At 71.2% G+C, this 14,866-nt stretch carries 10 protein-coding genes; 5 read left to right on the plus strand and 5 right to left on the minus strand.

Going from position 1 to position 14,866, the window contains the following annotated elements:
• Nucleotides 1-3: 3 nt before the first annotated feature.
• The 5 genes from BBK14_RS21365 (at nt 4) to BBK14_RS21385 (ending at nt 5,922) form a co-directional block, all read left to right on the plus strand.
• Nucleotides 4-1,473, plus strand: coding sequence for an anti-sigma factor family protein (locus BBK14_RS21365; protein WP_071065005.1), 1,470 nt, complete (start codon nt 4-6; stop codon nt 1,471-1,473).
• Nucleotides 1,474-1,652: 179 nt separating this feature from the next.
• Nucleotides 1,653-2,699 carry a thioredoxin-disulfide reductase gene (gene trxB, locus BBK14_RS21370; protein WP_083391147.1) on the plus strand — a complete coding sequence of 349 codons (1,047 nt, stop codon included), beginning with the start codon at nt 1,653-1,655 and terminating at the stop codon, nt 2,697-2,699.
• 96 nt (nt 2,700-2,795) lie between these two features.
• Entirely contained in the window at nt 2,796-3,122 is a 327-nt protein-coding gene (trxA, locus tag BBK14_RS21375; RefSeq protein WP_071065006.1) for a thioredoxin, read from the plus strand.
• Between the two features lie 634 nt (nt 3,123-3,756).
• A complete protein-coding gene (locus BBK14_RS21380) occupies nt 3,757-5,010 on the plus strand; it encodes an N-acetylmuramoyl-L-alanine amidase (RefSeq protein ID WP_071065007.1) in 1,254 nt (417 codons plus the stop codon).
• 273 nt (nt 5,011-5,283) lie between these two features.
• Entirely contained in the window at nt 5,284-5,922 is a 639-nt protein-coding gene (locus BBK14_RS21385; protein WP_071065008.1) for a GNAT family N-acetyltransferase, read from the plus strand.
• Nucleotides 5,923-6,010: 88 nt separating this feature from the next.
• On the opposite strand, the gene BBK14_RS21390 is transcribed toward BBK14_RS21385, so the two are convergent.
• The 5 genes from BBK14_RS21390 to BBK14_RS21410 all read right to left on the minus strand — a co-directional run bounded on the left by BBK14_RS21390 (nt 6,011) and on the right by BBK14_RS21410 (nt 14,847).
• A complete protein-coding gene (locus BBK14_RS21390; protein WP_071065009.1) occupies nt 6,011-6,940 on the minus strand; it encodes a ParB/RepB/Spo0J family partition protein in 930 nt (309 codons plus the stop codon).
• Nucleotides 6,937-8,175 carry a ParA family protein gene (locus tag BBK14_RS42920; RefSeq protein WP_071065010.1) on the minus strand — a complete coding sequence of 413 codons (1,239 nt, stop codon included), beginning with the start codon at nt 8,173-8,175 and terminating at the stop codon, nt 6,937-6,939. The genes BBK14_RS21390 and BBK14_RS42920 overlap by 4 nt, the downstream gene beginning before the upstream one ends.
• A gap of 172 nt (nt 8,176-8,347) precedes the next feature.
• Nucleotides 8,348-9,268, minus strand: a complete 921-nt coding sequence (rsmG, locus tag BBK14_RS35675) for a 16S rRNA (guanine(527)-N(7))-methyltransferase RsmG (protein ID WP_083391135.1) — start codon at nt 9,266-9,268, stop codon at nt 8,348-8,350.
• 571 nt (nt 9,269-9,839) lie between these two features.
• Nucleotides 9,840-12,134, minus strand: a complete 2,295-nt coding sequence (locus BBK14_RS21405) for a GH92 family glycosyl hydrolase (RefSeq protein ID WP_241831725.1) — start codon at nt 12,132-12,134, stop codon at nt 9,840-9,842.
• A gap of 535 nt (nt 12,135-12,669) precedes the next feature.
• Nucleotides 12,670-14,847 carry a hypothetical protein gene (locus tag BBK14_RS21410; RefSeq protein WP_071065012.1) on the minus strand — a complete coding sequence of 726 codons (2,178 nt, stop codon included), beginning with the start codon at nt 14,845-14,847 and terminating at the stop codon, nt 12,670-12,672.
• Between the last annotated feature and the right edge of the window lie 19 nt (nt 14,848-14,866).

Genomic DNA, 14,866 nt, shown 5'->3' on the forward strand with positions numbered 1-14,866 from the left:
GCGGTGGTGACGGACGAACACGGCGCCCACGCCCCTGATCCGGGCTGGCGCCCCGGCGACCGTGGCCCGCGTACCCGGGCCGGCACGGCCGCCCAGCGCATGACCGACGGTCGCACCACTGGCGGGCATCCCGACGTGGAGGCGCTTGACGCCTACCTCGACGCCCGGCCGGACCCTTCGGATCAGGGGTTCCCCCTCGAGCCCGCGACCGCCCGGGTCGAGCGCCACGTCCACTCGTGTGCCACCTGCCAGGAGGCGCTCACGGCGCTGCGCCGGGTGCGTGCCGACCTCGCCCGCCTCGCGAGCATGACGATGCCGGCCGACGTCGCCGAGCGCATCCAGGCCGCGCTGGCCGCCAGGTCGGCCACGGACATCCGGGCACGGGAGAGCGCCCGGTCGGGGCGCGGTCCCCGCGCGGGAACTGTCGGCGGCCCGCCGCGGCCACGCCGCCGCCTCGGGCGGGTCGGCTCGCTGCCAGCCGCGGGCCTCGTCGCCCCTGGCGAGTTCGAGCGGAAGAGCACTCCGGGCAACGCAGGCCGAGGCACCGCTGGCACAGGTCCCGACGCGGCCGACCGCGACTCAGGCATCGCCGAGCAGGGGACCGCCGGGCCGGACATCACGGCACACGGCACCACACGGGGGAGCACGGAGCCGGGCAGGCCGCCGATCTCCGGGGCGCCGCGGCCCCCGCGGCACGGCGGCGGGCGGCGGCGCGGCGGGCTCGCCGGTGCCGGCGGCCGGGTCGCCCGCGACTGGGTCTCGATCGCGGCGACCTGTGTCGCGCTGGTGGCGTTCGGCGCGGCTGTGCTGACCCTGCGCGGGCTGACCGCGGGCGGCGGGGACGCGAGCTCCACCGCGGCCAACGACGCGCCCACGGCGCTGTCAGGGGCCTCCCAGACGGCCGGTCCGGAAGCCGCCCGGGTTCCCGGACCGGCCGCCGCCGCGGCCGTCCCCAGTGCCAGCGGAACGCCCGAGGAGCCATCCGCGGCCTTCACGATGGTCGCCGACTCGGGAGAGGCGGTCCGGGCCGGCGACATCGTCGTGCACGGCCGGAGCCTGCTCACCGGGCGGATCCCGACGACCATGCTCACCTGGTCCGTCCTGCCTGCGCTTTCCGGTGCGACGTCCGTGCCGCCCGCCGCGGGCGAGGAACAGGCCACCGATGACGGCGCGTCCACCACGGTGCCGGGAACGGATCCGTCGGCCGCGTCCGCCACGACGCCGGAGACGCTCGCCCGCGTGATCGACACCCCACAACTGCGGATGTGCTACGACAGCCTCACCGCCCAGACGGGCGGATCGGTACTGGCCCTCGACCGGGTGCGTTTCGACGGCCAACGGGCGCTGCTGGTGGTGCTCTCGGTCGCCGGCCAGCCCGCCGCCGCGCGGGTCGTCGTGATCGACGCACGCTGCGGCGTGGTACCGATGCCGGGCGCGGTGTTGTACACCGTGAACACGACCCGCGCGCTGTAGGCGGTGGTCGGCGACAGGACGGCACACACGTACGGACGGGCACGCCCCCCTTGCCACGGTGACCCAGCGGTGGAATCAGCGGCGGTCCGCGACGGTTATGGGGGCAGACATCACGTCGGCGGGGCCAACGATCGACAGAGTCGACGAAGCCTCGTACGACAGTCGTGAAGGGAGTGGGTGTGACAGCCCAGGGCAAGGACCAGGCCGGTCAGGCCGCCGGAGCGGAGCGTTCCGGCGAGCGCGTCCTGGACGTCGTCATCATCGGGTCGGGGCCGGCCGGCTACACCGCGGCGATCTACACCGCCCGGGCGAACCTGAAGCCGGTCGTCTTCGAGGGCGCGGTGTCCGCGGGCGGCGCGCTGATGACCACGACCGAGGTGGAGAACTTCCCGGGCTTCCCCGAGGGCATCCAGGGGCCGGAGCTCATGGAGAACCTGCGCGCCCAGGCGGAGCGGTTCGGCGCCGAGCTCATCGCGGACGACGTCACCGAGGTCGACCTGGCCGCGGATCCGAAAGTGGTCAAGGTGGGCGACGAGACCTACCTGGCCCGCTCGGTCATCGTCGCGACCGGCTCGGCCTACAAGAAGCTCGGCGTCGAGCACGAGGACCGGCTGCTCGGCCGGGGCGTGTCAGCCTGCGCGACCTGTGACGGCTTCTTCTTCCGGGACCAGGACATCGCGGTCGTCGGCGGCGGCGACTCGGCGCTGGAGGAGGCGACCTTCCTCACCCGGTTCGCGAAGTCGGTGACGATCGTGCACCGGCGCGACAAGCTGCGCGCCAGCGCGATCATGCAGGAGCGGGCGTTCGCCAACCCGAAGGTCCGGTTCCGGTGGAACGCCGTGGTCGAGGAGGTCCTCGGCGAGGACAAGGTCACCGGCGTCCGGCTGCGTGACACGGTCACCGACAAGACGGACGAGCTGGCGATCACCGGCCTGTTCGTGGCGATCGGCCACCTCCCCCGCACGGATCTGATCCACGATCAGCTCGAGCTGGACGGCGAGGGCTACATCAAGGTGGCCCACCCGACCACCCAGACCAACATCGCGGGTGTGTTCGCCTGCGGTGACGTCGTCGACCACACCTACCGCCAGGCGATCACCGCGGCCGGCACCGGGTGCTCCGCCGCCCTCGACGCCGAGCGCTACATCGCCAGCCTGGAGGGCGCCGCTGACAGCGCCGCCGAGGCGCCCCGGGTACCGGCACCGGAGCTCGCCGCGACGACCTGACGCGGACCAACCTGTGCTGTGGCGGGAGCCCCGCCACAGCACAGCCGTCAACCACCAGTCCAAAGACACAAGAGCGCAAACCCTGAGGAGAACGCCATGGCAGGCTCCACCCCCGCGGTGACGGACGGCACGTTCGCCGTCGAGGTGCTCAAGAGCGACAAGCCCGTACTCGTCGACTTCTGGGCCGAGTGGTGCGGCCCGTGCAAGATGGTCGCGCCGGTACTGGAGGAGATCGCCAAGGAGCACGGCGAGAAGCTCCGGATCGTCAAGCTCAACATCGACGAGAACCCGGAGGTCGCGCGGCAGTACCAGATCATGTCGATCCCGACGATGGCCGTCTTCGTCAACGGCGAGATCGACAAGAGCATCGTCGGCGCGAAGCCGAAGGCCGCGCTGCTGCGCGACCTGTCGTCCTACATCTGATCCAGACCGCGCCCGGCCCCGCTCGGGCCGGGCCAGCGCACTCCGCCGGCCATGGTCGACCTTGACGGCCCGCTCCGATCTCGGAGCGGGCCGTCTTCGTCTCCGCCGGCACCGCCGGCACCGCGGAGTCGGCACCGCGGAGTCGGCACCGGCCTGCGCCGCGCAGGGTCCGACTGTTCGGAACTTTCGGTAGCCAGGAGCACACGTCCGGTGGATGTTTCCGGACCGTCGGCCGCTAGTGGCCCTGAGTGGGCCGTAAACATGATCGAATGTGCGGCGCAGGGCGGCCCCTGCACCGCACACGTCACCTTTGGTCACATCGGGTAGTCATCGACCGTTTCCCCGGGATGGCCACCTCCAGGCGGGGTTCACGCCGAAGTGAGTCGGCCCGGCGGCGCCTGGAGTGACTCAGGCAGTTCACTTCGGCGGCCACCCCACCGAGCCCGGGCTCCGACCTCAGGTCCGGACCGGGCCCGACCGGAGCACGGTGCACCGAGGCAGAAAGCCGGACGAGGGGGATCGCCGTCCTCGCTGCCCGGGACCGATGGCCTAATCTGATGACCGGGATTCGGCGGCGGAACCGCCCGACGCAGGTCGACGGCTCGATGAACGCGGACTCGAAAGGTACTCATTCGTGAAGCTGCTGCGTCTTGGTGACCGTGACCCCTCTGTGGCGGAGGCCCGGGCAGCTTTCATCCACCTGGGTTTTCTTCCCGTCGCACCCCGCCAGACCGATGCGGCTGACGGCCCCGGTCCGGGTGCCCTCGGGACCTCCACCGCGCCGGGAACGGGTCCGGACCCGTTCCCGGCGTCGCCGGCCGGCGACGCCGGGAACGGCGGGAACGGCGGCCCGGTCGACGCCACCGACCAGTTCGACAGCGAGCTGGACAACGCCGTCCGGGCGTTCCAGCAGAGCCGCGGGCTGTCGGTCGACGGCATCATCGGACCCGACACCTTCCGGGCCATCGAGGAGGCTCGCCGCCGCCTCGGCGACCGGCTCCTTCACTACAGCGTCACTCACCCGTTCGTCGGCGATGACGTCGCCGCCCTGCAGGAGCGGCTGTCGAACATGGGCTTCGACGTCGGCCGCGCGGACGGCATCTTCGGAGCACGGACGGACTCGGCCGTGCGGGACTTCCAGCGCAACCGGGGCCTCGACCCCGACGGCCTCTGCGGGCCGCGGACCCTGCGCGAGCTCAAGCGCCTCGAGCGCACGGTCACCGGTGGCCGCCCGGACGTCCTGCGCGAGTCCATGCGCCTGCTGGCCCGGGGGCCGTCGCTGCTCGGCATGGTCGTCGCCATCGACCCCGGGCACGGCGGCGACGACCTTGGCGTGTCCAGTGGTGGGCTGTGCGAGCGTGACCTGATGGCCGACCTGGCCTCACGGCTGGAGGCCCGGCTGCTCGCGTCCGGCCTGGAGGCCTACCCGGTGCACGGGCCACACGAGTCGCCGCCCGAGGCGGAACGCGCGGCGCGGGCGAACGAGATCGGCGCCGACCTGCTGGTCTCGCTGCACGTGGACGCGAGCGGCTCCGCGCAGGCCCAGGGTGTCTCGACGTACTACTACGGCCACGCGCGAGGCTCGTCGGCGGTCGGTGAGCGCTTCGCCGCGCTGGTGCAGCGCGAGATCGTCTCGCGGACCGACATGGTGGACTGCCGCGCCCATCCCAAGACCTGGGAGCTGCTCCGCCGAACCAGGATGCCCGCTGTCCAGATCGACCTCGGCTACCTCAGCAACACTCACGACGCCGCCGCGCTGGCGTCGACCGAGTTCCGGGCCGCCGTCGCGGAGGGCCTGCTCGCCGCCACACAGCGCCTGTTCCTGCCGCCGGAGCAGGACCCGCCAACGGGGCAGCTGCGCGTCCCGCGCATCGCGGCGCGCGCCTGAGGCCTCGCCGCACCACGCCTGGCTACTGCCGCCGCCGGCCGTGCCGGACGGCTCCGCGGTCGCTCCCCCGTCCCGCACGCTTGTCGTGTTTCACTACCGCGACCGGCTTTGTGGTGGACGTCCCGGGAACGTGTAATCCGTTGGCGAGGTTTCACGTGGAACAGGTCACGGCGTGCCCGTGGCCACATGCGCTGACGACCGTCCTAGGCTGTCCGAAGTAAGCGGAAGAATCGGCCGGGGACGGTCGTCCGGACCGCTGGGAGGGCTGGCTCGATGAGTCGTCGGATCGCGAACATCACTCTCGACAACATCGACGACCTGCCGCTCCCCTGTCGCAGGTGCGTCTTCTGGGAGCTCGACCCGGTGGCCCGCAGCCGGGCCGAGGAGGCCGGCGGCACGGACATCGAGAAGGAGGCATGGGTCTCGGCGGCGCTTCTCGAATGGGGTAGCTGCGGAAAAGTCGTGTATATCGACAACGTCCCGGCCGGGTTCGTCATGTTCGCGCCGCCGGCGTACGTCCCGCGCTCCGTGGCGTTCCCGACCAGCCCCGTCAGCCCGGACGCGGTGCTGCTCATGACCACACAGATCGTCCAGGAGTTCACCGGCCAGGGCCTGGGCCGGGTGCTCATCCAGTCGGTGGCCAAGGAGATCACGCGGCGCGGCTACCGCGCTCTGGAGGCGTTCGGCGACCTGCGCGACTCCGGCACCCGCTGCGTGGTGCCCGCCGACTACCTGCTCGCGGTCGGGTTCAAGACGGTTCGCCCGCACCACCGCTGGCCCCGCCTGCGCCTCGAGGTGAAGAACGCCGTCAGCTGGCGGGAGGACGTCGAGGTCGCCCTGGAGCGCCTGCTCGGCTCGATGAATCCCGAAGGCGTCCTGCGCCAGGTGAACCCCGTCCCCGGCACCGTCTGAGCGGGACCGCACCGGGACGGGCACACACCCCGGACATGCCTCGGGGCGCACGTGTCTGCCACGTGCGCCCCGAGGCATGGTACCGAGGTCAGGAGACCTTCGAGTTCGGGGACATCACCTCGACGATCCGCTCCAGGTCCTCGATCGTCGCGAACTCCACGGTGATGCGGCCCTTGCTGCGGCCCATGTCCACCTTGACCCGGGTCTCCAACCGGTCCGACAGGCGGTCGGCGATGCTGGTCAGCGCCGGCTCGGCCGCCCGCGGCCCGCGCGGAGCCCGCTTGYGGGGCCCCTCCTCGCCGAGGGCCACGATCTCCTCCACCGCCCGCACGGACAGGCCCTCGGCGACGATGCGCGTCGCCAGCCTGTCCTGGGCGTCGGGGTCCTCCAGCGAGAGCAGTGCGCGGGCGTGCCCGGCGGACAGCACTCCGGCCGCCACCCGACGCTGCACCGCCGGCGGCAGCCCGAGCAGGCGAATCGTGTTCGTGACGTGCGAGCGCGACCGGCCCAGGCGCCCGGCCAGCTCCTCGTGGGTCGCCCCGAAGTCACGCAACAGCTGCTCGTAGGCCGCGGCCTCCTCGAGCGGGTTGAGCTGCTGGCGGTGCAGGTTCTCCAGCAGGGCGTCGCGCAGCATGGCGTCGTCCGCGGTGTCCCGGACGATGGCGGGCACCCGCTCCAGCCCGGCGAGCTTCGACGCGCGCCAGCGCCGCTCGCCCATGACCAGCTCGTAGCGGCCGGGCAGGAGCTCCCGGACGACGATCGGCTGCAGTAGCCCCACCTCGCRCAGGCTCGCGGCGAGCTCCGCGATGGCGTCCTCGTCGAAGTGGGTGCGTGGCTGGCGCGGATTCGGGGTCACCGAGTCCACCGGAATCTCCCGGAAGACCGCGCCCGCGACCGGGACGGGAGCCGCTGCCGGAGTGTGGTCCAGGCCGTTGCTCTGGTAGCCGTCCTGCGGCTCGGCGGCCGCCGGAATGAGCGCGCCAAGACCACGGCCCAGACCACCACGCCGCGCCGTCATCGACCGGCCCCGTTCAGGTTCGGACCGCCAGGACCCGCGGCACCGCCGTGCGGGCCGTAGCCGTTGGGCCGTCCGTACCCGTCCCGGGTGCTGGGTGCACCCGGGACCATCGGCCCGTCCGGAACGGCAAAGCCGTCCGGCGTGGACGGCCCGGCCGGAGCGGCGTGACCGCCCGGCGAGTCGTAGCCGTCGGCGGGCGTGCCGTACCGGTCGTCGTCGGCGGGGTAGCTGTCGTCAGCGCCGTATCCATTGGCGGCGCCGTAGCCGGACGGCGGGCCGTGCCGGTCAGGGCTGGCCTGGACGGCGCCCGTGCCGCGGCCGGTGGGCGGCGCGTGCCCTGCGGGGGAGTGGCCGTTCACCGGAGCCCCACCGGTCGGGATGGGGCCGCTGGGAGCCCCATCGCGGGCGCTCCCGGCGGTGCCACGTGGAGCCGGGTCGACTCCGCGCTCGGCGAGCTCGCGAGCAGCGGCCAGGTAGGACAGCGACCCGCGGGAGGCGGGGTCGTAGGTCAGGACGGACTGACCGTAGCTCGGCGCCTCGGCCAGCCGGACGTTGCGCGGGATCGTGGTGCTCAGCACCCTGTCCCCGAAATGCTCCTTCACCTCGTGCACGACCTGATCGGCGAGCCGGGTGCGCGAGTCGTACATGGTCAGCAGGATGGTCGACAGCCGGAGCTCCTGATTGAGATGGGCCTGGACCAGCTCGACGTTACGCAGCAGCTGACCAAGGCCCTCCAGCGCGTAGTACTCACACTGGATCGGGATCAGGAGCTCCCGGGCCGCCACGAGCGCGTTGACCGTGAGCAGCCCCAGCGACGGCGGGCAGTCGATGAGGACGTAGTCGACCTCGTTCCGCATGCCGTCGATGGCCCGACGCAGGCGGGTCTCCCGCGCGACCATCGAGACCAGCTCGATCTCGGCGCCCGCGAGGTCGATCGTCGCCGGTGCGCAGAACAGCCCGCTGGACTCGCTGGACCGCACGACGACCTCGTCKAGTGGGCGGTCACCGAGCAGCACCTCGTAGATCGAGGGAGTGCCGGACCGGTGGTCCACACCGAGCGCCGTGGAGGCGTTCCCCTGCGGGTCCAGGTCCACGACCAGTACACGGACTCCGTGCATGGCCAGTGCGGCGGCCAGATTGACGGTGGTCGTCGTCTTACCGACGCCACCCTTCTGGTTGGCGACAGTGATGACACGTCGCCGGCTGGGTCGAGGAAAGGGTCGTCGTCGTTCCATCGTCAGTGCTTCCACCGCTGCTGCCGCCGCCGCTCCGATCGGGGTCGAGGAGTCAAGGGGGTCCAGGCCCGGGAGGCCGGACGTGTCACCCGGACTCCCCCCGTGTGCCAGGCCGCCTCGACCCGCCGACGCTGCTTCAGGTGCCCTCGCCGTCTGATATGGCATCGCTGTTTCACGTGGAACGGGACCTCCCACGTGCCGGTCGATCACGAGTGCCCTCCCGTGGTCGCCGTGGCTGTGTCGTCCGTCTGGCCTGCCGGTCATCCGCGCCGCGCCGTCCCCTCCCGCCGTCCCCTTGGGTCGTCTGAGGTGACCGCGTCGCGCACAGAACACGGGTGGGTTCGTCCACCAGGCCAGCCCCGCACGTCATGACGTTCACCTCGCGCCAACCCTGGGAATCGAGATCACTACGCGCGGCCTGCAATTCCTCAAGGATTCGCGAACCGCGCAGTGCAAGCATGACACCGCCCGGACGGGTCATCGGCAGCAGTACCGCGCCAAGACGTCCCAAAGGGGCTACTGCGCGCGCCACCGTAACGTCGAATGTGCGATGCGGAGGCAGCTCGGCGACGTCCGGCGCTCGTCCCCGTACGACCTCCACCTGACCCGCCAGACCGAGCTCGGCCACGGCTTCCGCGAGGAAACGGCAGCGCCTTTCCATCGGCTCGAGCAGGGTCACCCTCAGGTCGGGGCGGGCGAGCGCGAGCGGAATTCCGGGAAGGCCGGCGCCGCTGCCGACGTCGACGACCTCGAAGGCGGCCTCGTCAGAGCCGGGGGAGGCGGAACGGGTGGGGACGGCCTCGGCCAGGACCGCGCTGTTGAGAAGGTGGCGCTCCCAGAGCCGGCCGGTCTCCCGCGGACCGATCAGCCCTCGCTCGACTCCTGCCGTCGAAAGCATCTCGACATACCGCACCGCGAGACCGAAACGATCACCGAAGACGGTCCGAGCGGCGTCGGGAACCACCTCGGCGGCGCCGGTCGGGCCTTCGGATGTCGTCGCCGGCGCAGCCGAGGAATCCGACGGCGGGGGCAGCGGATCGCCGGGGGAGGAGTCGGGGCGGAGGCCACCCGCCGTCCCTTCGGGCGGTGTCACCGATTCACCTCAACCACAGGAACACCCGGCAGGCCCAGCTGAGCGGTCCGAGCTGTCGACCAGGTCACGAAGGCGCGCCAGGCACGCGGATCCAGGCTCGGATGTGGCCCGCCCCGGGCTGAGAGCGGACGGTCCGGACATCCCGGAATGGACGAGCGAGCGGCAGGCGGCCGCGGCGGCTCGGGGCGAGACGGGAGGGTGCGACGCGAAAGCACCACACCAGCATCCCCGGTGGACCCGTGCTGGCGCGTCAGGTGATGCCTCTGATAGGTGCTGTGTCGGGAATTCGGCGCCAGAAACCCGACACCGCGGGCAGATGTTTCCCGTGAATCATCCATCGCTCGCGGCGGGACGAGCGGAGCAGGCGGAGTCGATCACCAAGCCGGCGGACAGATTCACCCGCATCAAACCAGCACTGACACAAACTCCGACCAACGTCGCCGACCTGGCTCTGCGAGACGATCCCCGCTACGCAAAGTAATAGATCTTTCGATCAGCGGTCTGGCGCACAGGAGCGGGTTGGCCCGGATCTTCCGCCTGGCTGCAGGACACCGCGTCGACGATGATCCGGTCAGTTCTGTGTACCCCGGACGGTCGGCTGATCGGACAGTGACCAGGTCAGAGTCGCTCCTGCGCTGAGATCACGAAACCGGGTCCAGGGCCCGGGGAGCGGCTCGCCGTCACGTCTCAGCCCGACCGGTGTGCGACCATCCACCCCGCCGACCTGTTGGTTCACCAACCGAAGTTGTCCGTGAGGAAGGGTGATCTCGACCGATGGGGCGACCGGCGGAGTGACGATGAGCAGGTCTGTTCCCGGCTGGACGGGGCCCAGTCCAAGCCAGGCGAGCACGTACCAGGCGGACAGGCCCCCGGTGTCGTCATTCCCGGGCAGACCGTCGGGAGTATCCCGGAACAAAGTCCGGCGCGTCCGGTCGAGAGCGTCGATCGTCAGATCGACGGCGCCGAACGATCCACCGAGCCAGGGTACGAGAAGGCTGGGCTGGTTTCCCATCTCCGCATGTGCCCCGATCGGGCCGTCGTCGAGCCGGGCGAGGAAGTCGGCGAGCCGGGCGACCGCGACGCGCCGTCCGCCCATCGCCTCGGCGAGGCCATCGGGATCCTGCGGAACCAGCCATGAGTACTGGGCCGCGGTGCCTTCGGTGTAGCCGGGCAGGGTCGTCGGCTCCACCGGTAGAAAGCCACCGTCCGTGCTGCGCGGGGCGGGCAGCTTACTGACCGGATCCCATACCGACCGCCAGCGCGTCGACCGTTCGGTGAAGGTAGCCGCGATTTCGGGCCGGTTCGCGGCAAGTGCCAGTTGCGCTGTCGCGAAGTCCGCGAGGGCGTACTCGAGAGTGATGGACACAGCATCCGCGGGGCCGGCGTGGCCGACCGGGACGAAGCCGAGTCGGTCGTACTCGGCCGCGAACGGGCGGCGGGCCGCGCTGGCCAGCGCGGCGGCCAAAGCCTGTGCTGGGTCAAGGGGCAACCCGAGAGCCACCGCCTCGGCAAGCAGGACCGTGCCGCCGTCGCCAGGCATGACGTCGGGCCGACTGGTCGCGAGAGTCCATCCTGGCACCGACCCGGTCTGCATGGCGCCGGCCATCAACGACCATGCGGTGTCGGTGGCGACGTCCGGAGCCAGCATCGCCAGTAATGGGAACGAGCTGCGGTAGGCGTCCCAGCCCGCGATCCCGCTGCGTGCGGTCCATCCCTGGGCGGCGGCGGTGGATCCGTCCCAGCCACGGTAGGTGCCGTCGGCATCGCTGACGGCACCGGGGCCCAGCATCGCGTGATAGAGCGCTGTGTACAGGGTGCGTAACTCGGACCGTGGCGCGGAGGCGACACACACGGTCGACAGCCTCCGGTTCCATTCGGCGCGGGTGGCGCTCGCGACCGCGTCGACACTGCTGGGGTACTCGGCCTCGAGGTTGGCGCGCGCCCCCTCGACGCTGGTATACGACACAGCAGCACGGAGCATGACCGCTCCGTCTGCTGCCGGTGGCATTCTCAGCCAGACTCCGACCGATGCGGAACGCGACGTCGCGGTGGGTCCTCCTTCGTCGGCCACGTCCGGGCTCAGTGACCATCGCCCCGCCGACCAGGTGCCCACAGCCGCCGGCGGCCGATCGGGTCTCGCGACGAAGTAAAGCGTGCTGACGGCTGGTTGCCGGCAGAAGACCCGGCTGGTCACCGAGCCTGAAACCTCCCCGGTGGCGGAGTCCACATGCAGGTCCGCCCGGCCGGCGCCGTCGGCACGGCGTCCCACGTCGAGGACCAGGGATCCCGCCACGCCTGCCGGAAACGAGAAGCGACCAATCGCCGCATGGGCTCCGGCGGCGAGATCCACACCTATCCGATCACCCACCGGGGAGGTGACCTGAACGCTGTAGCGACCGGGTGTGGCCGACTCGTCGCCATGAGAGAATCCGGCGCCCCACAACGATGGCTCGTCCACGGCGCCGGTGGGTGGATAGAAGGGATAGGAGCCGGTAGACGGCATGATCGAAATATCCTGGGCCGCAGGACACGACGTGCCATGTAAGTGGGTCAGGCTGAATCCGTCTATTACCGAGTCGGTGTACCGGTACCCGCCTGACCCCGCGGCCGCCCGTCCGTTGGTGTCCGGGCTCCACTGGACCATCCCGAACGGCGCCGCGGCTCCTGGAAAGGCACCCGCGACCCCATCGCCGGGTATGACATCATGACGCTGCTGCGCAGTGCCGATAAACGGGTCGACAAACTTGGCCAGGTCGTCGCCTGCGGAGACAGCGTCCGCGGTCTGAGTCGCGAGGTCTGATGCCCGTGTAGTTCTGCCGTGGGCACCCGGCCGCATTTCGATGAGTAGACCCGCGGCCGCGGCCATTGCGACCAGCAGAGACAGTACAACCGATGCGACCGTGCGGGCACGCCAACCTCCGACAGACACGCACAATCCCTTTCCGACGGTCATCGACGCGGCCGGTCAGGTAAAAAAATACGGCGAGTCTCAGGCCATCTCCGTCCGCCAGGGCAGCACTGTTCCATGCTCGCGACCTGTTACGGAGGCCGGACCAGGAGGCTCTGGTCCGGCGGAGCTCTCTTCTGCGGTCCGGACTGGACGCATATTGGGCTATGCGCATACACCGCCAGTCGGGATCAGTGGCGACCGCATCCTCCTCGAGGATATCGGATCGACCGCCTCACGACTGGCAAAGGCAGGACATACCCCTTGCAACGCGAGGAGTTGCCCGGCATCACCGGCTCTCGCGTTGCCCACGCCCGTCGCTGAGCATCGCGAACCGGATCGCGCACCTGAGGACATTACCCATGCTCAGCAGCACCGACACAGGTCCCCCGGACCCGTCCAACGGCCACAGCGGATGGAATCTGAACGCCTTCTTCGGGCCCGGTCGGCCTTCTCATCCGCGGCTCGCGACTGAAGGCTTCGGGCAGTCGGAGTAGACCGTGACCGAACCGGTCAGCCGGAACCGCCAGCTCTCACCGGGGCACCAGCCTTCATCCCGCAACGCCGCCAGCCCCGGAGCCATCGCGGCCGCATCGATATCGAAGACGAAGACGACGAGACGTCCGGGTCGGCGAGGCATCTCCAGCTGCACAGCAAGTGGCACCAGTCGGCCCACGGAATCACGGAGGCCGGGATCGACGAAAACGGTCTCCGCACGGACCACCCGGGGCGGCTCGGTCCTGGAGGTGGTTCCGGCGCCGGTCCCGCCCGCGGCGGTTCCGGGGGCACGCTCCACGCGGGGCCGGGGGAGACCTTCGGGCGCCCGGGGGGCGTCCGTGCTGACCTCCATCGCGTAGATCCAGCCTGGGCGGGCGAGCCGGCCGCCGACCACGACAAGATCCCCGGGACGAACCAGCCGCCGGGTGGCCACCGCCGCGTCCACCATGAGGTCGAGGCCGCGCATCCGATCCCGCCGCTCCCAGACGAGCCTGTCACCGGACACAGCACCCGACAGCGCCACGCCCGCCGCGAGGACCACGAGCAGGATCACCGCCACCGCACCGCTCGCATCGACCACGCACCGGGCGGCCGGGGCGCGCCCGACATCCAGGACACGCGGGACGAGCGGATCGGCGAAACTATCCGGGTGATCCGGAACGGCCGTCACGTCGGCGGCGTCGGTGACCTCCGGGTCTCGCGATGTACGGGGGGCCGGCACGGCACCCGAACAGCGGACGGCGTGCCAGGCCCGACCCGCCCGGCGGGCGGCGAGGCGGATGACGCGATCCCCACCAACCACGACGACCAGGATGAACATCGGCACGACGAACTGGTTCGTCCTCGTCGGCCCGAACGGCCAGAAGCGGGCGGCGCTCGCGCCCAGCATGAGCAGCTCCGCCCCGGCGAGAGCGCCGAGCACGCGGCGGCCGTCCGACCGGCGGGCGAGCGCGGCGGCGCCAATCGCCCCGAGCAGGACGATCACGGGGGCCAACAGCCCCGGCAGGTACCCCGGAAGATCGACAAATCCGGGCACCAGACTGGGATCGAACTGGTCGATCCCAGGCGGTGAGCCGGTGCCGAACCGCCACAGCTGTTCGGCGACGAAACTCACGGCCTGCCAGGGGTTCCGCCCGGCCAGGAACTGCGTGTCCCAGTAACCCCCGGCGCGCTGCGCGGACTGGTGGCCGATGAAGAGAAGCGTGTGCGCGGCGACGAGCACCACACTCGGCAGCGTCTCGGTGATCCTCCGCCGCCGGTCCGGGCCGGGCAGGACGTCCATCACCGCGAGCGGAATGACGAGAAAGATCGCCGGGACGGAGAACAGGGAGATCACGCCAGCTGCCGTCCGGCGGACAAGACGACCACGGTCAACCGAGCCGAGACGGACGGGCGGACGGACGTCCCCGCCGCTGTGAACACCGCCGGCTCCGAAGCCGATTCCGGAACCGGGCGCCGGGCCAAGCCACAGCAGGACGACGGCGACCGCGGCAAGGGTTTCGATCGTGTACGGCTTGAGCTGGGTGGCGAGGTCGAGGAAGGTCGCGTTCAGGCAGAGCCAACACACCGCGAACAGGGCGGCCACGGTTCCGGAGAACCGCCGGGTGAGAACGGCCGTCAGCGCGCCGAGCGCCGGCAGCGCGGCGAAGCCCGGCAGCCGCAACGCCCAGCTGTGCCAGCCGAACAGATCCCCGGAGAGCCGGGTGACGCTCAGCCATCCCAGGGCCGACGGCGTGTTCGCGGCGGCCAGCTCAGACCACAGGGTGCCCACCGGCTCACTGACGAAATGCCCGCGCCAGATCTCGTCGTACCAGAATGGTCGGTCGAGGTAGGCGCGCAGCAGCACCACGAGAGCGATGAGCGCGAGCGCGACGAATCCCGGCAGCCACAGCCGCGACCAGGCCCACTGTCGCGGCCGAGCCCGGAGTCGCAGCCAGCCCCATGGCCGGGCCCGGGGAGGGAGGTCAGCGGACGCGGAATCCCGCTCCAGCAGCGCGGGCCCGCTCGCCGCGGACGGGTGTTCGCCGATACCGCCGAGGTCAGCCGGCCCACCGAACCAACCGAGCTCGGCGGCGATGGTCACGGGCGTCGTGGTCGGTTCCGGTGGCGGCCCGCCCACTCTCGGCAGCACCACTGGCGCCCTCGTTCCCCTC

Origin of the sequence: Parafrankia soli (assembly GCF_001854695.1) — a bacterium.
Taxonomy (GTDB): domain Bacteria; phylum Actinomycetota; class Actinomycetes; order Frankiales; family Frankiaceae; genus Parafrankia; species Parafrankia soli.

Bases quoted from the DNA above. Each gene is read 5' to 3' on its own strand.
- trxA (WP_071065006.1), top strand. From the start codon at position 2,796: ATGGCAGGCTCCACCCCCGCGGTGACGGACGGCACGTTCGCCGTCGAG.
- BBK14_RS21385 (WP_071065008.1), top strand. From the start codon at position 5,284: ATGAGTCGTCGGATCGCGAACATCACTCTCGACAACATCGACGACCTG.
- BBK14_RS21405 (WP_241831725.1), bottom strand. From the start codon at position 12,134: ATGGCCGCGGCCGCGGGTCTACTCATCGAAATGCGGCCGGGTGCCCAC.